This window comes from Ancylobacter sp. TW_SC_1, from assembly GCF_056836805.1.
Genome location: NZ_CM166365.1, coordinates 3413913 through 3433306, shown reverse-complemented (window position 1 = coordinate 3433306; position 19394 = coordinate 3413913). Strand labels below are relative to the sequence as shown.

General features: G+C 69.2%; 15 protein-coding genes. 8 read left to right on the top strand and 7 right to left on the bottom strand.

Going from position 1 to position 19394, the window contains the following annotated elements:
• Positions 1–30 precede the first annotated feature (30 nt).
• Positions 31–1800: an ArnT family glycosyltransferase gene (locus AC1PZ7_RS16160; protein WP_482356225.1), complete on the top strand. Its 1770-nt coding sequence runs from the start codon at positions 31–33 to the stop codon at positions 1798–1800.
• A gap of 5 nt (positions 1801–1805) precedes the next feature.
• Here the strand turns inward: AC1PZ7_RS16160 and metC are convergent, their stop codons facing one another.
• Positions 1806–2996, bottom strand: coding sequence for a cystathionine beta-lyase (gene metC, locus AC1PZ7_RS16155; protein ID WP_482356224.1), 1191 nt, complete (start codon positions 2994–2996; stop codon positions 1806–1808).
• Positions 2997–3281: 285 nt separating this feature from the next.
• Between metC and AC1PZ7_RS16150 the strand changes: the two genes are divergently transcribed.
• The 4 genes from AC1PZ7_RS16150 (at position 3282) to AC1PZ7_RS16135 (ending at position 7807) form a co-directional block, all read left to right on the top strand.
• Positions 3282–4304, top strand: a complete 1023-nt coding sequence (locus AC1PZ7_RS16150; protein WP_482356223.1) for an amino acid ABC transporter substrate-binding protein — start codon at positions 3282–3284, stop codon at positions 4302–4304.
• 112 nt (positions 4305–4416) lie between these two features.
• Positions 4417–5607, top strand: a complete 1191-nt coding sequence (locus AC1PZ7_RS16145; RefSeq protein ID WP_482356222.1) for an amino acid ABC transporter permease — start codon at positions 4417–4419, stop codon at positions 5605–5607.
• 10 nt (positions 5608–5617) lie between these two features.
• Positions 5618–6994, top strand: coding sequence for an amino acid ABC transporter permease (locus AC1PZ7_RS16140; RefSeq protein WP_482356221.1), 1377 nt, complete (start codon positions 5618–5620; stop codon positions 6992–6994).
• A 15-nt stretch (positions 6995–7009) separates the two neighbouring features.
• The gene (locus AC1PZ7_RS16135; protein ID WP_482356220.1) at positions 7010–7807 is read left to right on the top strand and encodes an amino acid ABC transporter ATP-binding protein; all 798 of its coding nucleotides are present in this window, start codon (positions 7010–7012) and stop codon (positions 7805–7807) included.
• 120 nt (positions 7808–7927) lie between these two features.
• Here AC1PZ7_RS16135 and sseA read toward each other — a convergent pair whose 3' ends face one another.
• From sseA to AC1PZ7_RS16115, 4 genes are all read right to left on the bottom strand, one after another.
• Complete coding sequence (gene sseA, locus AC1PZ7_RS16130) at positions 7928–8776, bottom strand: 3-mercaptopyruvate sulfurtransferase (RefSeq protein WP_482356219.1); 849 nt, start codon at positions 8774–8776, stop codon at positions 7928–7930.
• Positions 8777–8798: 22 nt separating this feature from the next.
• Positions 8799–9512 (bottom strand): alanyl-tRNA editing protein, encoded by a 714-nt coding sequence (locus AC1PZ7_RS16125; RefSeq protein WP_482356218.1) that lies wholly within the window; start codon positions 9510–9512, stop codon positions 8799–8801.
• Entirely contained in the window at positions 9512–10543 is a 1032-nt protein-coding gene (locus AC1PZ7_RS16120) for a cysteine synthase A (protein ID WP_482356217.1), read from the bottom strand. Before AC1PZ7_RS16120 ends, AC1PZ7_RS16125 begins: the two co-directional genes overlap by 1 nt.
• Before the next feature lie 78 nt (positions 10544–10621).
• Positions 10622–12070, bottom strand: coding sequence for a cryptochrome/photolyase family protein (locus tag AC1PZ7_RS16115; protein WP_482356216.1), 1449 nt, complete (start codon positions 12068–12070; stop codon positions 10622–10624).
• A gap of 156 nt (positions 12071–12226) precedes the next feature.
• On the opposite strand from AC1PZ7_RS16115, the gene AC1PZ7_RS16110 reads away from it, so the two are divergent.
• From AC1PZ7_RS16110 to AC1PZ7_RS16100, 3 genes are read left to right on the top strand one after another with little or no spacing between them, the layout of a single operon-like run.
• Positions 12227–12370, top strand: a complete 144-nt coding sequence (locus AC1PZ7_RS16110; protein ID WP_482356215.1) for a hypothetical protein — start codon at positions 12227–12229, stop codon at positions 12368–12370.
• Between the two features lie 39 nt (positions 12371–12409).
• Entirely contained in the window at positions 12410–12676 is a 267-nt protein-coding gene (locus tag AC1PZ7_RS16105) for an SDR family NAD(P)-dependent oxidoreductase (RefSeq protein WP_482356214.1), read from the top strand.
• A complete protein-coding gene (locus AC1PZ7_RS16100) occupies positions 12676–12864 on the top strand; it encodes a hypothetical protein (protein WP_482356213.1) in 189 nt (62 codons plus the stop codon). Before AC1PZ7_RS16105 ends, AC1PZ7_RS16100 begins: the two co-directional genes overlap by 1 nt.
• Before the next feature lie 6 nt (positions 12865–12870).
• Here the strand turns inward: AC1PZ7_RS16100 and AC1PZ7_RS16095 are convergent, their stop codons facing one another.
• Positions 12871–17124 carry a translocation/assembly module TamB domain-containing protein gene (locus tag AC1PZ7_RS16095; protein ID WP_482356212.1) on the bottom strand — a complete coding sequence of 1418 codons (4254 nt, stop codon included), beginning with the start codon at positions 17122–17124 and terminating at the stop codon, positions 12871–12873.
• Positions 17124–19073: an autotransporter assembly complex protein TamA gene (locus AC1PZ7_RS16090; protein WP_482356211.1), complete on the bottom strand. Its 1950-nt coding sequence runs from the start codon at positions 19071–19073 to the stop codon at positions 17124–17126. Before AC1PZ7_RS16090 ends, AC1PZ7_RS16095 begins: the two co-directional genes overlap by 1 nt.
• Between the last annotated feature and the right edge of the window lie 321 nt (positions 19074–19394).

The window sequence follows — 19394 nt, the reverse complement described above, 5'->3', positions numbered from 1 at the left end:
GGTTTCCGCACTTGGAAGGGATTCCACCAGATGAAGCCAGTGACCGCGGGCCGAAGCGGACGGTCCGCTCCGCTCTACACCCGAGGCGGACCGCGCATTCCCGGCCGGATCGTCGAGCTGTTCGACGGCTGCAGCCGTTCCGACCGCCGGGCGTGCCTGTTCCTCGTGGCGCTTTGCCTCGTCGCATTACTGCCGGGCTTCTTCTCCATTCCTCCGGTAGACCGGAACGAGGCGCGTTTCGCGCAGATTTCCCGGCAGATGGTGGAGACCGGAAACCTCGCCGAGACCCGTCTCGGCTGGGAGGCCCGGCGCACGCGGCCCCTCGGCCTGCACTGGGTCCAGGCCGCCGTCGTCGCGGCGGCCGAGGCCGTCGGGGTGCCGCAGGCGGAAAGCCGGATATGGCTTTATCGGCTGCCGTCGCTGGCGGCCGCCATTGCCGGCGTCCTGCTGACCTATTGGGCGGCGCTGGCCTTTACGCATCGGCGCGGCGCCATGCTGGCGGCGAGTCTGCTCGCGGTGAGCGTGGCGATCGGCGTCGCGGGACGACTGGCCGTGCCGGAATCGAGCCTGGTGGCGGCGGTCGCGGCGATGATCGGCGCGATGGGGCGCCTTTATCTCGCCGAGCGGCATGGCGAGGGCGGCGGAGCGGCCGCGCAATCCGCGCGCGACGCCCGGCTCGCGCTGATCTTCTGGACGGCGCTGGCCTTCGGTCTGTTCACCAAGGGGCTGCTGACGACGCTCTATGTGGTCCTGCCACTGATCGCACTCGTCGCCGTCGACCGTTCGGCGCGGTTTCTCCGGCGGGCCCGGTCGCTGGCGGGGATCGGGGTGGTCGTCTTCGTGGCGGGCGGCTGGTTCTTGCTGCGCCGCTACGCGCATGTCGAGACGCAGGCGGAGCTGATCGCGCGCTCGCTGCTGGGCCGCGTCTCTCCGGACTATCCGGGCTTCGCCGGCCTGCCCGGTGCCTATCTGGTGCTGTTCTGGGCGCTGTTCTGGCCGGCGGCGCCGCTGGCCGCTCTGGCCTGTCCGATCATCTGGAAGGCGCGGCGACTGGGCTCGGTGCGCTTCCTGCTGGCCTGGGTGCTGCCCGCCTGGCTGCTTTTCGAGGCGCTGCCGACCAAGGTGCCGGCCTATGTCCTGCCGACGTTGCCGGCCATCGCCATACTCGTCGCCCTTGCGGTCGAGCGTGGCGCTCTGGCGCTCGGCAATACGCGGCTGGCGCGGGTGACCTGGCTCTGGCCGGTGATCGGCGCGGCGATCGCGGTGGCCGCCCTGCTCGGGCTGGCGGTGTTCGATCGCAGCACGAGCGTGCTGGCCTGGCCGTTTCTGCTCGTCGGCTTCTTCGCGCTGGTCACGGCGGCCGGCTCGATACGCGACTACGGCGTCGAGAAATCGGCGCTGATGGCGATTGCGGGCATGCTGGTCTCGGGCTTCGGCGTGATGCAGCTCGTGCTGCCGAGCATCGACAGCTTCTGGACCTCGCCGCGCCTGGCGGCGCTTGCCGGCAAGGAGACCTGCGCCGCCGGGACCGGGCCGGTCGAGGTCGGTGTCGCGGGCTACAATGAGCCGAGCCTCGTCCTGCTGCTGCCGAACGCCCCGCGCTTCCTCGACGGCGCCGGCGCCGCCGATTTCCTCAAGCGCGGCGGTTGCCGCGTCGTCTTCGTCGAGCGGCGGCAGGAGGCGCGTTTCGCCCGGCGTGCGGAGGCTCTCGGCCTCCGCATCCAGCGTGGCGCCGACGTGCGCGGCTTCGACTATAACGGCCTGCGCGGGGTCAGGCTGACGCCCTACCGCGCAGGCTGAGCCGATCAGCCCGCAGCGGCCATGGCGGCGAAGCCGGCGTCGAGGTCGGCGATCAGATCGGCCGGATCTTCCAGACCGATCTGCAGCCGCACCGCCGGCCCGCCGGGCTCCCAGCGTGTCGCGCTGCGATAGGCGCTGCAATCGAAGGGAATGGCGAGGCTCTCGAAGCCGCCCCAGCTGTAGCCGAGGCCGAACAGGGCGAGTGCGTCGAGGAACGCATCGACGGCGGGCTTCGGCACCGGCCGCAGGATGATGCTGAACAGCCCGGACGAACCCTTGAAATCGCGCTTCCAGATGGCGTGGCCGGGGTGATCGGGCAGGGCCGGATGCAGCACCCGGAGAACCTCCGGCCGCTCCGACAGCCAGCGCGCCACGGCAAGCGCGGACTGCTGGTGGCGTTCCAGCCGCACCGCCATGGTGCGCAGCCCGCGCGCCGCGAGGAAGGCATCCTCCGGCGCCACCGTGATGCCGAGATCGCCATGGGTCAGATGCACGCGGCGGAAGGTGCGGGCATTGGCGGAGATCGTGCCGATGTTGAGATCGGAATGGCCGCCGAGATATTTCGTTCCGGCCTGCAGCGAGATGTCGACGCCGAAATCGTGCGGCCGGAAGAACAGCGGTGTCGCCCAGGTATTGTCCATCAGCGTGGTGATACCGCGTTCGGCGGCGACGGCGACGATGGCCGGCACGTCCTGCATCTCGAAGGATTGCGAGCCGGGCGATTCGAGGAAGATCGCGCGGGTGTTCGGCCGGACCAGCTCGGCGATGCCGCCGGCGACCAGCGGGTCGTAATAGGTCGTCTCGATTCCGTAGCGCCGCAAGATCTCGTCGCAGACCCTTCGCGTCGGCTGATAGGCGGTGTCGACCATCAGGAGATGATCGCCGGCGCCAAGCACGGCGAGCAGCGCGACGCTGACGGCCGACAGGCCCGAGGGCGTGAGCACGACGCCCGCGCCGCCCTCCAGCCGGGTCAGCGCGGCTTCCAGGCTCTCCACGGTCGGATTGCCGCGCCGTCCATAGGTGTAACGGCCGGTATGGCCTTCCAGATCGGCCACGGTCGGGGAGAGGACCGTCGATCCGCGAACGATCGGGGTGTTCACGAAGCCGTCAAAGCGGTGCGGGTCGCGACCGGCGATGACGAGCTCGGTCTCCACCGCGAGCGCATGGCCCTTTGTGTTTTTGGATTGTCCTGCCATGCCTATAGCCTGCTACCTTGGGCTGTCGAAGGGGGGCAATTGGGAACGGACCGACGCCACCACGTCAAGCGCTTGACCGGATCTGATTGCGAGGCTCTGATGACGTCGCGTCTGTTGCGGCGGCGACCTGCGGTTGTTCCGTGGCGTCGTCAGACGAAGGAAGTAGGCATGTTCTGCTCCCTTGTGCCGGTGACGGCACGCGAATTGCTTTTAAAGTCGCCCGTGCCGCTCGCTTACGTTGCGGCGGATACGTCAGCTCAAATCCGAATGAAGAAGGCTGCCATCATGAAACGCCTCCTCTCCACCTTCGCCCTGGCGGGTGCCTTCGGCCTCTGCGCCTTCGGCGCGCAGGCCGCGACCAAGCTCGAGCAGGTGAAGTCCAAGGGCTTCGTCCAGTGCGGCGTCAGCCAGGGCCTTCCCGGATTCTCCAACCCCGACGACAAGGGCGAATGGAGCGGCCTCGACGTGGAGTTCTGCCGCGCTGTCGCCGCCGCCATCTTCGGCGACGCGACGAAGGTGAAGTTCACCCCCCTTTCCGCCAAGGACCGCTTCACCGCCCTGCAGTCCGGCGACATCGACATCCTGTCGCGCAACACGACCTGGACGATCACCCGCGACACGGCGCTGGGCCTGAACTTCACCGGCGTGACCTACTATGACGGCCAGGGCTTCCTGATCCGCAAGGACAAGAAGGTGAATTCGGCGCTGGAGCTGTCGGGCGCCTCGGTCTGCACCCAGACCGGCACCACCACGGAGCAGAACCTCGCGGACTACTTCCGCGCCAACAACATGACCTACGAGGTCATCGCCTTCGCCACCAATGACGAGGTGGTCAAGGCCTATGATGCCGGCCGCTGCGACGTGCTCACCACCGACCGTTCGGGCCTTGCCGGCGAGCGCCTCAAGCTGACCAACCCGGACGACCACATCGTCCTGCCGGAAATCATCTCCAAGGAACCGCTCGGCCCGGTGGTCGCGCATGGCGACGACCAGTGGTTCGACATCGTGAAATGGGTGCTCTTCGCCCAGCTCAACGCCGAAGAACTCGGCGTGACCTCGAAGAACGTCGACGAGCAGCTCAAGTCGGCCACCAACCCGGAGATCAAGCGTCTGCTGGGCACGGAAGGCAAGTATGGCGAGGCCATGGGCATCGGCAATGACTGGGCCTACCTGATCGTCAAGAACGTCGGCAATTACGGTGAGATGTATGACCGCACCGTCGGCCCGGACACCCCGCTGAAGCTCTCGCGCGGCCTGAACGCGCTGTGGAACAAGGGCGGCATCCAGTACGCCCCGCCCGTTCGCTGATCGTGCCAAAACGGAGGCTCCCGGTGCGCCGGGAGCCTCCCCACTCCGGCAAAGCTGACGACACGTTCGGCGCCGGGCGGTGAACTGGGCCTCGAAAGAGGCGAGGGGGACTATGACGGATTTGGCTGGGCCCGTTGCCGGGCGTGGGAAGAGTTCATTCATCAACGACCCGAAGGTGCGCAGCATCGGGCTTCAGATCATTGCCCTGATCGTGGTCGTTTTCCTTGGCTGGATGTTCGCGCAGAACGCGCGTGAGAACCTCGCGGCGCAGAAGATCGCCACGGGTTTCGGCTTTCTCGACAACACTGCCGGCTTCGGCATCAACCAGACGCTGATCCCCTATAGCGAAACCTCGACCTATGGCCGCGCCTTCGTCGTCGGCCTGCTCAACACGATCCTCGTGGCGGTGGTGGGCATTTTCCTCGCGACCATCATCGGCTTCCTGGTCGGCATCGGACGGCTCTCCAAGAACTTCGTCGTGCGGCTCATCTCGACGGTCTATGTCGAGGTGCTGCGCAATCTGCCGCCGCTGTTCCAGATCCTGTTCTGGTACCTCGCCGTGCTGAGCGCCATGCCGAGCCCGAAACAGAGCTTCAGCCTGTTCGGCGAGGTGTTCATTTCCAATCGCGGCATCATCATTCCCCGGCCTCTGTTCGGCGAGGGGTACGGCCTCGTCATCTGGGCGTTGGGACTGGCCCTGCTGGCCGCGATCCTGTTCGGGCACTGGGCGGCCAGCCGCCAGGAGGAGACCGGCCGGCGGCTTCCCATCCTGTGGATCAATCTCGCGCTGCTGATCGGCGTTCCGCTGATCGCCATGATCGTCACCGGCTTCCCGATCAGCTTCGAGCCGCCGGAACTCAAGGGCTTCAACTTCGTCGGCGGCGTGCGCGTCATCCCCGAATTCGTCGCGCTGACGGTGGCGCTGGCGACCTACACCGCGGCCTTCATCGCGGAGAATGTGCGCTCCGGCATCCAGGCGGTGAGCCACGGCCAGAGCGAGGCGGCCCATTCGCTGGGCCTGCGCAACGGCCAGACGCTGCGGCTCGTCGTCATCCCGCAGGCCATGCGGGTGATCATCCCCCCGCTCACCAGCCAGTATCTCAACCTGACGAAGAACTCCTCGCTCGCGGTCGGCATCGGCTATCCCGACCTGGTGGCGGTCTTCGCCGGCACCACGCTCAACCAGACCGGCCAGGCGATCGAGATCATCGCCATGACCATGGGCGTGTACCTGCTGCTGTCGATCATCACCGCGACCATCATGAACGCCTACAACAAGCGCGTCGCGCTGGTGGAACGGTGAGGGCGCGGCCATGAGCATGACCTTCGACGACGGCACCTTCATCCGTGCCGAACTGGTGACGCCCCTGCCGCCGCCGCAGCGCAGGGTGGGCGTGGTCGGCTGGATTCGCGAGAACCTGTTCTCCAGCGTCCTCAACACCATCCTCACCCTTGCCGGCATCCTGCTGGTAGCGTGGGTGGTGCCGCCATTCGTCCGCTTCATGTTCATCGACGCGGTATGGACCGGCGAGAACCGCGAGGCGTGTCTCGGCCCGGAAGTCGGCGCCTGCTGGCCATTCATCCAGGCGAAATTCGGCCAGTTCATCTACGGTTTCTATCCCATCGCGGAACGCTGGCGCCCGAACGTCGTCTTCGCCGCCGGCGCGGCGCTGCTCCTGCCGCTGCTGGTGCCGAGCTGGCCGCTGAAGCGGCTCTGCTCGTTCCTGTTCTTCGTCGTCTATCCGATCGTGGCCTTCGTGCTGCTGACGGGCGGCAACATCGACGCCTCGGCCTTCCTGTTCGAGCATTTCGGACTGATCCACGCGATGGTCGGCGACGTGCACGTCGCCGGCATCAACATCGTGTTCTGGGTCGACTATGCGCTGACGGCACTGGTCGCCGCGGCGCTGGTCGGTGGCCTCATCGCGGCGATCGGCGGCAGCGGCTTCGGTGCGGCCCGCACGACGATGTGGGTCTTCCTCGCCTTCGGCATCCTCGTTCTCGCCTGGGACATCGACTTCGGCCTTGCCTATGTCGAGACGCGCCAATGGGGCGGGCTGCTGGTGACGCTGGTGATCGCGGTGACGGGCATCGTGGCGTCGCTGCCGCTCGGCATCGCGCTCGCGCTCGGGCGGCGCTCGCAGATGCCGGTCGTGCGGCTGCTGTCGGTGATCTTCATCGAGTTCTGGCGCGGCGTGCCGCTGATCACCGTGCTGTTCTTCGCCACCTACATGCTGCCGCTGTTCCTGCCGCAGGGCACCAACCCCGACGCGCTGCTGCGCGCGCTGGTCGGCGTCGCGCTGTTCTCCGCCGCCTATATGGCGGAGGTGGTGCGCGGCGGCCTGCAGGCGATCCCCAAGGGGCAGTATGAGGGGGCGATGGCGATGGGGCTGACCTGGGGCCAGATGATGCGCCTCATCATCCTGCCGCAGGCGCTGACCCTGGTCATTCCGGGCATCGTGAACAGCTTCATCAGCCTGTTCAAGGACACGACGCTGGTCCTGATCGTCTCGATCTTCGACTTCCTCGGCCAGCTGCGCGCCTCGTTCACCGACCCCAACTGGGCGACCCCGGTGACGCTCTACACCGGCTTCGCCTTTGCCGGCGTGGTCTATTTCCTCTTCTGCTTCAGCATGTCACGCTACTCCCTGTTCGTGGAGCGGCGGCTGAACACCTCCCATCGGCGTTGACGGAGACACTTTCTTATGTCGGAAACCCATTCGATCGTGCCGAGCGACGAAATCCCCGCCGTGCACACGCCCCCCGGCCGGGAGGTCGCCGTCGAGCTCGTCGGTGTCCACAAATGGTACGGCGAGTTTCACGTGCTCAAGGACATCAACCTGACCGTGAAGCGCGGCGAGCGCATCGTCATCTGCGGGCCCTCGGGCTCGGGCAAGTCGACCATGATCCGCTGCATCAACCGGCTGGAGGAACACCAGCAGGGCACGATCGTCGTCGACGGCATCGAGCTGACGAATGACCTCAAGCGGATCGACGAGATCCGCCGCGAGGTCGGGATGTGCTTCCAGCACTTCAACCTGTTCCCCCACCTCACCATCCTGGAGAATTTGACGCTGGCGCCGATCTGGGTCCGCAAGATGCCCAAGAAGGATGCGGACGAGCTGGCGATGCACTTCCTCAAGAAGGTGAAGATCCCCGAGCAGGCCAACAAATATCCCGGCCAGCTCTCCGGTGGTCAGCAGCAGCGCGTCGCCATTGCCCGCGCCTTGTGCATGAAGCCCAAGATCATGCTGTTCGACGAGCCGACCTCGGCGCTCGATCCGGAAATGGTCAAGGAAGTGCTGGAGACCATGGTGAGCCTGGCCGAGGAAGGCATGACCATGCTGTGCGTCACCCACGAGATGGGCTTCGCGCGTCAGGTGGCCAACCGGGTGATCTTCATGGATGCCGGCCAGATCATCGAGATGAACGAGCCGGAGCCGTTCTTCTCCAATCCGCAGCACGAGCGCACCAAGCTGTTCCTCAGCCAGATCCTGCACTGAGGCGGGCCGACAGATCTTGTCATCCCGGACGCCGCATCGCGGCGATCCGGGATCGCGTGCCGCTCTCTTCCCGCAAACGATCCCGGCGCGGCCCATGGCCGTCCGGGACGACGACAGAGCCTAGTCCGCCGGCCCGGTCGCGACCGGCTTGTCGGAGGCGCCCCATTCGGTCCATGAGCCGTCGTAGAGCGCCCTCGGCGGCGCGCCGATGGCGTCGAGCGCCAGCCAGAGGATCGCGGCCGTCACGCCCGAGCCGCAGCTGGTGATGACGGGCCGGGACGTGTCGATACCGGCGGCGGCGACCGCCGCCCGGATCGTGGCGGCGTCGGCGAGACGGCCGTCCTTGACCACCTCGGAAACCGGAAGGTTGCGCGCGCCGGGCATGCGGCCCGGCCGGACGCCGGCGCGCGGCTCCGGCGCCTCGCCGCGGAAGCGTTCGGCGGCGCGGGCGTCGAGCACCTGGGCGCTGCCGTCGGCAAGCCGCGCGGCGACCTCGTCGATGCCCGCAACCCAGTCGCGGTCGAGCCGGGCGTCGAATGTCGCCGGGGAGGGCGTGACCTCGCCCGCCTCGGTCGACCGCCCCTCGGCCCGCCATTTCGGCAGGCCACCGTCGAGGATGACGACGTCGGGCGCTCCGAAGGCGCGCAGCGTCCACCACACGCGCGGCGCCGAGAACAGGCCGGCGGCGTCGTAGACGACGATCTTCGCGTCCCTTGCGATGCCCAGCGCCCCGGCCGCGCGGGCGAAGTCCGCCTCGCTCGGCAGCATGTGCGGCAGGCCGCTCGACGTGTCGGCGATGGCGTCGATGTCGAAGAAGACGGCGCCGGGAATATGCGCCGCGAGATATTCGTCGCTCCCCTTCCGGCCGGTCGCCGGCATGTGCCAGGAGCCATCGACGACGACGAGGCCGGGCGTGCCGAGATGGGCGGAAAGCCACTCGGTGGAGACAAGGCGGTTATGATCGGTCACGTGGGACTCCTGCTGCCGGCCGTCAGGCCCACGCCACGCGGACGCGGCGGTTCTGCTGGCCCTTCTTTTCGATCTTGCTCACCTGGACGGCGCCGATCTCGTCGAGGCCGCGCACATGGGTGCCGCCGCAGGGCTGCAGATCGAGGCCCTCGATCTCGACCAGACGGACCTTGCCGGTACCCATTGGCGGCTTGACCGACATGGTCTTCACCAGCCCCGGATTGGCCAGCAACTCGTCGTCGCTGATCCAGCGTTCGCTCACCCGGCCGCCGGTGGCGATCATCTCCGCCAGCTTCGCGGTGATCTCGTCCTTGTCGAGGCCGCCTTCCGGGATGTCGAAGTCGAGGCGGCTCTCCTCCTCGCCGATCGAGCCGCCCGTGACCGGGAAGGGCAGCGCGACGGAGAGCAGGTGCAACGCCGTGTGCATGCGCATGCGCTTGTAGCGGGTCGGCCAGTCGAGCCGCAGCATCACCGCCTCGCCCGGCTCGGGCCGCGCGCTTTCTGCCGCCGCGACATGGATGACGTCGGTCTTGGCCGGACCGTAGACGGCCGTCTCGATGACGATCTCGCTGCCGTCGGCCCGCACCAGCGTGCCGCGGTCTCCCGGCTGGCCGCCGGCCGTGGCGTAGAACACCGTCCGGTCGACGACGATGCCGCCCTCCGGCGTCACCTCCGTCACCACGGCGGCATTCTCCTTCTGGTAGGCGTCGTCGCGGAAGAGAAGAATGGTTGCCATCACACCAGCACGTTGGGAACGTCCACGCTGCGTTCCAGCCAAGCCGGCACGGGCAGGCCTTTCTCGCGCAGGAAGGAAGGGTTGAAGAGCTTGGACTGATATCGCGTGCCGAAGTCGCACAGCACGGTGACAATGGTATGGCCGGGGCCGAGTTCACGGGCCAGCCGTATCGCGCCGGCGACATTGATGCCGGACGAGCCGCCGAGGCACAGGCCCTCATGTTCGAGCAGGTCGAAGACGATCTGCACGGCCTCGGAGTCCGGAATCTGGTAGGCCGTGTCGATGGGCGCGCCTTCGAGATTGGCGGTGATCCGGCCCTGGCCGATGCCCTCGGTGATGGAGGAGCCCTCGGCCTTCAGCACGCCGGTGGTGTAATAGCTGTAGAGCGCCGCGCCGAACGGATCGGCCAGGGCGATGCGGACAGCGGGATTACGCTGCTTGAGGGCGATGCCGATGCCGGCCAGCGTGCCGCCGGTGCCGACGGCGCAGACGAAGCCGTCGACCTTGCCGTCCGTCTGGTTCCAGATTTCCGGGCCTGTCGTCTCGATATGGGCAAGCCGGTTGGCGACATTGTCGAACTGGTTGGCCCACACGGCGCCGTTCGGCTCGCTCGCCGCCATCGCTTCGGCGAGGCGACCGGAGACCTTCACATAGTTGTTGGGGTTCGCGTAGGCGACGGCCGGCACCTCGACCAGCGTCGCGCCGGCGAGCCGCAGCATGTCCTTCTTTTCCTGGCTCTGGGTCTCGGGGATGACGATCACCGAACGGTAGCCGAGCGCGTTGCCCACCAGTGCGATGCCGATGCCGGTATTGCCCGCCGTGCCCTCGACGATGACGCCGCCGGGCCGCAACTGCCCGCGCGCCACCGCGTCCTGAATGATGAACAGCGCGGCGCGATCCTTGACCGACTGGCCCGGGTTGAGGAACTCCGCCTTGCCGAGGATCGTGCAGCCGGTCTCCTCCGAGGCGCGCTTGAGCTTGATGAGCGGCGTGTTGCCGATCGCCTCGACGAGTCCGTTGCGGATATCCATGACCCTGATTTCTCTTGCCGTTTCTCGAAGGTCCACGAAATTAGTGGGCCATACCGGGCTCGGCAACCGGCTTGATCGTCAATCCCCGCGAATGCGTGCGAAGCGGGCCAGCGCACGCTGGCGCGCGTCGGCATGATCGACAATGGGGAGCGGATAGGTTTCGCCGAGAACGATGCCGGCCCGCCGCAGCTCGTCGGGCGTGGCGTCCCATGGCCTGTGGATGACCTTTGCCGGCAAGCCGGCGAGTTCCGGCACGAAACGGCGAACATAGGTGCCGTCCGGGTCGAACCTCTCGCCCTGGCTGACGGGGTTGAAGATGCGGAAATAGGGCGCGGCGTCGGCGCCCGAGCCGGCGACCCATTGCCAGCTCGCCGGGTTGTTGGCGGGATCGGCATCGACCAGCGTGTCCCAGAACCATTCCTCGCCGCGCCGCCAGTCGATGAGGCCGTGCTTGACCAGGAACGAGGCGGCGACCATGCGCACGCGGTTGTGCATCCACCCGGTCCGCCAGAGCTGGCGCATGCCGGCATCGACGAACGGGTAGCCCGTCAGCCCCCTGCGCCACGCCTGCTCCAGCGCGGCGTCGGGCTGCCAGTCAAAGGCATCGAAGCGGCGATTGAAGTTCTCGCGGGCGATGTCGGGGAAGTGGAACAGCAGGTGGTAGGAGAATTCCCGCCAATGGAGCTCGCTGACGAATTTCTCCACGTCGCGGGCGGAGGGCTCGCCCGCCGCCTCGGCATGGCGCAGCGCCGCGAGGATCTGGTGCGGCGAGATCTCGCCGAAGCGCAGATGCGGCGACAGGCGCGAGACGTGCGGCATGCACGGCCGGTCGCGCCGCTCGGCATAGCCCGCCAGACCCAGCCCGAGAAAGGTGTCGAGCGCGGTGCGGGCGCCAGCCTCGCCCGGGCGCCAGCTCTCGCGCAGGCCGCCGGACCAGTCGGGTCCGGTGGGCTCCAGCCCCCAGTCCTCGAGCTGGTCGCCAGGCAGGATCGGCGCGAAGCGCCATGCGGTGCGCGCCCGGAAGGGGGAACGCGTCGGCCGCTGGGCGGCTTGGCGGAAGAACGGCGTGAAGACGCGGAACGGGCCGCCGGCCTGCGTGCGCACGGTCCACGGCTCATGCAGCAGGTTGCCGCCGAAGCTTTCGACGGCGACCCCGCGCTCCGCGAGGTCCGCCTTTATCGCCGTGTCCAGCGCGATCTCGGCGGCGCCGTAGCGACGGTTCCAATAGACCGCTCCGGCGCCGAGTTCACCGACGAGTTCCCGGACAACCACACCGACCCTGCCTCGGCGCAGGATGAGCTGGCCGCCCCGGGCGGCGAGGGACGTCGCCAACGCGGCGAGCGAGCGGCCGAGCCACCAGCGCGCCGCGCCGCCCAGCGGGCGCAGGCCCTCGCTTTCCTCGTCGAGCGCATAGAGCAGCGCCAGCGGACGGCCGCTCGCCTGCGCCGCCTCGATCGCCGGGTTGTCGTCGAGGCGCAGATCGTCGCGGAACCAGACGAGGGCGGGAGCTTCAGGGGAGGCGGGCATGTGACGGGCACCGTAGCGAGGCTCGGCCTTCTACGAAAGCACACGATGAATGGATCGTGCCGGCTGGCGGACCGCCGCGAAACTTATTGATGATGACTATCATGACAAAGTCGGTTGTTCGGATTGTCCGAACAGCCAGCGGAAATGGAGCCCATCATGAGCTCGGACACATCCCACGGCACCGCCGTGGTCACCGGAGCCTCCAGCGGCATCGGCAAGGTCTATGCGCAGCAGCTGGCGCGCCACCGGGAGCGCCTCGAAGCTCTGGCGGAAGCGATCGCCCGGGAGACGGGCCGCTAGGCCGAGGCGTTTGCGGCCGATCTCGGCAATCCGTCGGGTGTGGAGGCTGTTGCAGCGCGGATCGGCGATGATCCTGCCATCACGCTGCTCGTCAACAATGCCGGCAGGGGGACGGAAGGTCCGGTCGCCGGAGCCGATGCCGGCATGATTGACGCGATGGTTCAGCTCAACGTCGCGGCGTTCACGCATCTCGCCGTGGCCGCGGTCACCGCCTTCTCGGCGCGGCGCAGGGGTGCGCTCGTCAATATCGCCTCGGTCGCGGCGCTTGTGCCGGAACAGTTTCCGGACTGCCGCCGGAGCTGGTGATGTCGGTGGAGGATCTGGTCGGTGCCGCCCTCGCCGGGTTCGATCTCGGGGAGACCATCACCATTCCCGCATTGCGCGATATCGCCGATTGGGATGGCGTGACCGATGCGCGCCTGCGCGCCCTATCGGGTTTGGCGGGCGGAAAGACCGCCGCGCGCTACGGCGTGGGCGAGGCGGCGACTGCCTGAGCCCTCTCAATAGTCCCACTGGGCGCCGATGCCGACCTCGGCCGAGCCGTCGGCGCCCGTGGCACCTTGCAGGCGGATGTTCTTCGTCACGTCGACATCGACCGTCACGCGGCTCGATCCGGACGTCGTGCCCTGCCGCACGCCGAGATAGATGTTGTCGTTGAGCCGCCGGCCGATGCCGAACTGGCCGCCAGTGCCTTCCGCATTGGCGCCGAGCTCGAGGCTGTCGACGCCGAGCGAGCGCCGGACATTCTCCAGCGCGCCGGCCCCGCCGGAGAACTGCGCGACGGTCTGGGCGAGCTGCACCGCCTGGCCGGCATTGAGCGAGCCGGCCGAGCGGCCGAACAGCAGCCGGGACAGAACCTCGTCCTGCGGCAGGCTCGGCGTCGAGGTGAAGCTCACCGTGGGGCGCGAGGCCGGGCCGGAGACGAGCACGCGCGCGGTGATGTCGGAGCTGGTGGTTTCGGCGATGAAGTCGAGCTCGGGGTCGGTGGTGCCGGTGAAGGTGATGCGGCCGCGCGTGAAGGTGAGCCGGCGTCCGCCGAAATCGAAGGTGCCGCGGCGCAGCTCGAAGGCGCCGAGCGTCACCGGCGCGCGGGTCGTGCCGCTGAGCTTCAGCTCGCCGCCGAGCTGCGCCTCCATGCCGAGGCCGCGCACGAACACGTTGTTGTTCGGCGCCGACAGCACCAGATCGAGGCCGATGCCGTCGCGGCTCGGCGTTGCGGGGCGCTGCACCGACGGGCTCTTCGCCTTGAACTTCGCGCTGGCGTTGACGTGGCGGACATCGAGGTCCTGCACGCCGCCGGGGAAACGGTCGGGCACGTTGATGTCGAGCGCGCGCAGCACCAGACGCCCCGTGAGGCGCGGCCCGTTGAGGAGCGCGCCCTCGATGCCGAGCCGCCCCTCGGCGACCAGCCGCATGAGGTCGCTGTTGACCAGCGCCGCATTGTTGAGATCGAAATCGATACGGCCGGGATAGCCGGCGGCCGGGTCCAGCGCGACGCTGCCGCGCCCGCTCACGCTACCGCCATTGGTGGTGCTGGCGCGCAGGCTGGTGATCGTGACGGAGCGGTCCGTGCCGGTGAGCACCGCCTCGATCTGGCTCAGCGCCACGCCGTTCACCGAATCGTCGAAGCGTCCGCCGCTCAGGCGCACCGTGCCGCCGGCGCGCGGCGCGGCGGCCGTGCCGCGCAGCGTGGCGTCCACATTGGCGACGCCGGTGACGCGCGCGCCCGTGGTGGCCAGCATCGGGTTGGCGATGGCGAGATTGATCGCGCCGCGCAGGGCGAGGTCCAGCTCGCCGGCGCCGAGCGGCACGGAGCCGGTGACGGTGAAGCCCTGCACATGCTGGCCGGTGACGGTGGCGCGGATCTGCGCGCGGCCATTGCCGAGCGTGCCGTTCGCCGCGATGTCGAACGGCCCGGCGCCGGAGCTGGCGAGGTCCGGATTGCTCAGGCGCGCGACGCGCAGATCATAGGTCCCGGTCGGCGCCGAGGCGGTCCCATTGATGCGGGCCGAGCCGGCGAGTGTGCCGGAGAGATTGGCGCTCGGCGCGGCCAGATTGACCAGCGACAGCGGCAGGGCGCGCAGATCGACCGCGAGGTCGAGCCTTTCGCCGATGGAGCCGGAGAACGTGGCGGAGCCCCCGCCGGCGGCGAGGGCGAGCCGGTCGATGGCCACGCTTCCGCCGCCCAGCGTGAAGGTGGCGGGCGTGGTGGTGGCGGCGGTGAGGGTGCCCCGCGCGGCGGTGAGGCGATCGAGGCGGAGGCGGGCGCCGTCCTGCAACGGTTCCAGCCGCCCGGCGGCGCGCAGCGTCGTGCCCTGCGCGAGTGCGTCGAGGGTGAGATCGGTGCCCGACGCATTGCCGTTGGCGCGCAGCGTCGCGGTCTCGACGGTCAGGCCGGAAAGATCGACCGCGCGCAGATCCGCCGTACCGTTGAGCAGCGGCACGCCGAGCACGTCGAGCACTGTCGCGTCGATGTTGGCCGTGCCGACCGAGCGGCCAAGGGCGCTCAGTTGCTCCGCGTTCGCCCGCACCGCGGCGCGCTGACGGCCATCGACGACGGACAGGCCGACATCGGCGTTCAGCTTTCCTGCCATCTCCGTGAGGGCGAGGGCGGCGATATCGGCGAGGTCGCCGGCGGCGATGGTCAACTGGCCGTCGGTGAGGCCATCCGGGCGGATGGCGAGGTTGCCGCGTGCCGTCACCGAGCCGATGGCGAGGTCGAGGCCGTCGAGCCGCCGCGTGCCGTCCGCCAGCGTCGCCAGCGCCGCTGCGCCGCGCGCCGGCTTGCCGCCGACCTCGCCGGAGAGCTGCGCGGTGCCGGCAACAGCGCCGGTCAAGTCGGTGGCGACGATGTCGAGCGCGAGGTCGCGCACCGGACGCCCCTCGGCGACGCCCTGCGGCACCAGCAGCGTCGCCTTGACGCCGAGCTTCTCCAGCGTGCCCTCGAAGGTCGCCTTGGCCTGCAGCGCGCCGCCGAGGCGCGGGTCGAGGCGGGCGAGATCGTCGAGCGTCAGCCGCGCGGCGAGATCGGCGAGGTCCGTGCCGATGCGTCCGTTCACCGTCGCGGCGATGCCGTCGGCGTCGATCCGCAGATCGCTGACGGAAAGCGCATTGCCGCCGTCGCGGGCCAATGCGCCATCGATGCGCAGCTCGCGCCCGATGAGGGAATCGAGCCGGGCGATGCCGGTCGCCAGCCCGCGCGCGCCGCCCTTGAGCTGGAGACTCGCGCGGCTGAGATCGGCAGCGGCGGACAGGCGCGCATCGAGCGTCGCGGTGCCGGCGAGCGGGCGGCCGGCGAGGGGGGAGAAAGCGGCGAGGTCGAGCCGAGCGACGGAAAGATCGCCGTCGATGGCGCTTGCATCGGCACGGCCGGAAAAGCGCGCGGCGAGCGCCGTCAGGTCGATCGCGGCGGCTTCCAGCGCCGGCGCCCCGCCCCGCGGCACCGAACCGGCGGCGGTGAACCGGGCCGAGGTGCCGAGCGCGGCGGCGACCTTCGGGTCGGTCGCGGAGAGGCCTTCGGCGGTGCCGGCGATGTCGAGGGCGAGATTGCCGGCCGCATCGGGAACGGTGCGCAGCGTGGCGGCGAGCGTTCCGGCGCCATAGCCGAGGCCGGACAGGCCCGTGGCGTCGAGCTTCGCCTCCACCGCCGGCGCGTCGAGCGCGCCCGTCAGCGTTCCCGTGGCATGGACGCTGCGCCATGCGGCGCCCGGGACCAGCGCCGCGAAGGGGGCGGAAGCCGGCAGAGTGGCGTCGAAGGTCAGGTTGGCGGTGTGCGACGCGTCCAGCGTGCCGGAGATCCTCGCCCGCAGGCCGGCGGCATGGGCGGTGAGGTTCTCGATGTCGACGTTGCTGCCGTCGTCCAGGGTGCCGGCGCCGGCGAGCTCGGTGCGGCCCTCGAACAGCGGCGCGATGTCGGCCGGCAGCAGGCGCGCCATGTCGGCATCGATCGCGAAGGTCAGGCGATGGCCGTCCGGCGTGGCGCGGATGCCGGCGGCGCCGCTGGCCTGCCCAAGGTCGCCGACGGAAAGCCGGAGCTGGCCGTCCCACGCGTCGAGCGGGCCGGCGCCCTTCAGCGTCGCGACGATTTCCGGCAGGCCGTCGAAGCCGGCGGCGCGGGCGATCAGCCCGCCGGCCGGCTCGCGCGCGGCGATATCGAGGTCGAGCCGGCCGCTGTCGGGCGCGTAGGCGGCCGAGCCGGTCAGCGTGCCGGGCGCGTCGAGGCGCTCCAGAGCGAAGGTGAGCGAGAGCCCCTGCGCCAGCGAGGCGAGGTCGGCGGAGCCGTTCAGCGACAGCCGGGCGGCGTGCTCGACGACCGGCTCGTCGAGCACGATCTCGGGAATGGACAGGGTCGCGATCCGCACCGGCAGGGCGAAGGACGAACCGCCCGACGACGAGGGCTCGGAGGGCGGCAGCTCGGGCCACCGCTCCAGCACGACGCGGGCGGCCGAGAGCGTCGTCACGTCGACGCGGCGCGCCAGCAGCGCCAGCGGCCGCCAGTCGAGCCGGGCGCCCTCGACGCGGGCGAAGGACCCCTTGGCGTCGGCCAGCTCGATGCTCTCGACGCTCATGTCGAACGGCACGAGGCCGCCAATGCCGCGAATGGAGACCTGCAGCCCGGGCGTCGAGGCGAGCGAGGAGCCCAGGCTCGCCAGCAGCGCCTTGCCCGGAGGGGTCTGCAGCGCGCCGAAGGCGGCGAGCAGGAGCGCTGTCAGCGACAGCAGCACGATGCCGGAATATGTGAGTGCGCGTCGCATCAGAAGGCTTGCCCCAGACTGACATAGACGCCGAAATCGCCATCGTCCGGTCCCGGATTGAGCGGGAAGGCGAAATCGACGCGCAACGGACCGATCGACGTATAGTAACGCAGGCCGACGCCTGCCGAGTACTTCATGCCGTCGAAGTCCGGATATTCCGTCGCGAAGGCCGAGCCCATGTCGAAGAACGGAACGATGCCGATCGTGTCGGTGACGCGCACGCGCGCTTCCACCGACGCCTCGAAGAAGCTGCGGCCACCGATGATGATGCCGTCCTCGTTGCGCGGGCTGGCGGACTGGTACTCGTAGCCGCGCAGCGAGCCGCCGCCGCCGACATAGAAGCGCCGCTGCGGCGGCACGTCGTAGAGCCCGGCGCCCATGATGCTGCCCGCCGCCACGCGCCCGGCGAGGATGAAGCGCTTGTCCTCGTCGAAGGCGTGATAGGTGGACACCGAGCCGGTGATCATGGTCGGGCCGGCGCCGGCATCGCCGAGATAGGCGAAGGGCTCGACCACCGCCGAGGCCCGCCAGCCGCGCGAGGGATCGAGCTTGTTGTCGGTGCTGTCATAGGTCAGCTCGATCGGCACGCCGACGATGCCGTAATTATTCGTGCCGGTGCTGTCCTCGACGCGCGATTCTTCAAGGTCGATGCTCACCTGCAGGCTCAGGGCGTCGCTGTAGCGATGGCGGACGCCGACCAGCAGCGTGACGGCCTCGCGCACATAGGCGTTCGTCACCTCGCGCAGCACGGCGGCGTCGGCGACGAGGTCGTCCTGCGCGGTGTAGATGCCCGGCTTCACGAAGGAGGCGGCGAGCTTGTAGCCGAACGGATCGGCATCGGGCACCGCCTCGGACTTCTCGCCGAACCAGGAGGCCTGTGCGTCGAGACGCAGCGTCTCGCCGCCGCCGAACAGGTTGCGATGGCCCCAATAGGCGTTGATGGCCGAACCGTCGGTCGAGGAATAGGTGGCACTGAAGCCGACATAGCGCGGCTTGCGCGGCGCCACTTCTATGGTGATCGGCAGGCTGCCATCCGATTCGAGCCGCTCGCCCTCGCGGATGCGCACGCTGGCGATGGCCTCGTATTCCAGCAGGCGGCGGCGCAGCCGATCCAGCACCTCCGGCGAATAGGGCGTGCCGGGCGGAATCTCGATCCGCTCCTCGATGAAGCCGGGCGTGAGGAAATCCGCCCCGGTGACGGTGAAGCGGCCGAAAGTGGCGACCGGGCCGGGCGAGACGTAGAACGTGACGTCGACCGATTTCGCCGCATGGTCGGCGACGACGTCCTTGTCGACGACGCGGACGAAGGGGTGGCCGCTTAGCCGCCAGTGATCGACGATCATGCTCTCGGCGCGGACGATCGAGGTCGCGCGCGCCGGCTCGCCCGAGACGAGGCGCAGGCGCGCTGCCGTGGGCGCCTCCGCCAGCGGGCGGCGAGTGCCGGCATCGAGGATCGCGACGCGGCCGAAATGAAACTGCGGACCGGCTGTCACCGTCACCTGCACCGGCACCGGGCCGCGTTTGCGGGCGGCCTCGACGACCTCGAACACGTTCGGCGCGTCGGGCGGCGTGCCGGCCAGCCTGATGCGGATGATGCCGCCATAATAGCCGGCAGAATAAAGCGCCGCGTTGATGTCGCGCCGGTCCGCCAGGGCGCGGCGCACCAGGCCGGCGGCGCCGGCCGGCGCGCGCTGGTCAAGGCGCTCGAGGTTCGAGGCGGACTTGATGGCGTCGGCGAGGGCGCTGTCGCCGCCGGTTATGTCGAAGGTCACCGTATAAGGCGTGGCGTCGGGCGCGGGCGGGCCGGAAGCGGCCAGCGGCTTCGGGCTGAACAGGTTGATCAGCGAGCCGAACAGGCCGGGACTGGACGCGCCGTCCTGTTCGGAGGCGCTGTTGTCGCCGCCGAAGAGCTGCGCGCGGGCCGGCGCCGCGGTCAGGGCGATCGCCACCAGCGCGACGCAGAACGCGCGCGTACGACACGACCGCCATGTGTCCCTTCGGCACCCCAATCCTCGCCCCCGGCGCTGGTTCCGCGACCATGAAGGCGATGCGACAGATGTGCCAACGCCCTCGATGAAGCCGCGAACCTAGCGTCACGGCGGTGAATTTTGGCTTTCTTTTGCCAAACGTCACCCCCTGATTGCCGTGCATGGCCGGTAGGGTCAACCTCGCCGGGGAAAGAATGCAATCTTTCGCGGATGTGCGATCCACGCGCCGCGCTTCGCGGGTTCCCTGCCGACACCGTGCCTGCAGGAGCCCGCGAAGCACGG

Excerpts from the sequence above, each read along its gene's own strand:
- AC1PZ7_RS16160 (WP_482356225.1), top strand. The coding sequence starts at position 31 with ATGAAGCCAGTGACCGCGGGCCGAAGCGGACGGTCCGCTCCGCTCTAC.
- metC (WP_482356224.1), bottom strand. The coding sequence starts at position 2,996 with ATGGCAGGACAATCCAAAAACACAAAGGGCCATGCGCTCGCGGTGGAG.
- AC1PZ7_RS16150 (WP_482356223.1), top strand. The coding sequence starts at position 3,282 with ATGAAACGCCTCCTCTCCACCTTCGCCCTGGCGGGTGCCTTCGGCCTC.
- AC1PZ7_RS16145 (WP_482356222.1), top strand. The coding sequence starts at position 4,417 with ATGACGGATTTGGCTGGGCCCGTTGCCGGGCGTGGGAAGAGTTCATTC.
- AC1PZ7_RS16140 (WP_482356221.1), top strand. The coding sequence starts at position 5,618 with ATGAGCATGACCTTCGACGACGGCACCTTCATCCGTGCCGAACTGGTG.
- AC1PZ7_RS16135 (WP_482356220.1), top strand. The coding sequence starts at position 7,010 with ATGTCGGAAACCCATTCGATCGTGCCGAGCGACGAAATCCCCGCCGTG.
- AC1PZ7_RS16125 (WP_482356218.1), bottom strand. The coding sequence starts at position 9,512 with ATGGCAACCATTCTTCTCTTCCGCGACGACGCCTACCAGAAGGAGAAT.
- AC1PZ7_RS16120 (WP_482356217.1), bottom strand. The coding sequence starts at position 10,543 with ATGGATATCCGCAACGGACTCGTCGAGGCGATCGGCAACACGCCGCTC.
- AC1PZ7_RS16115 (WP_482356216.1), bottom strand. The coding sequence starts at position 12,070 with ATGCCCGCCTCCCCTGAAGCTCCCGCCCTCGTCTGGTTCCGCGACGAT.
- AC1PZ7_RS16110 (WP_482356215.1), top strand. The coding sequence starts at position 12,227 with ATGAGCTCGGACACATCCCACGGCACCGCCGTGGTCACCGGAGCCTCC.
- AC1PZ7_RS16100 (WP_482356213.1), top strand. The coding sequence starts at position 12,676 with ATGTCGGTGGAGGATCTGGTCGGTGCCGCCCTCGCCGGGTTCGATCTC.
- AC1PZ7_RS16095 (WP_482356212.1), bottom strand. The coding sequence starts at position 17,124 with ATGCGACGCGCACTCACATATTCCGGCATCGTGCTGCTGTCGCTGACA.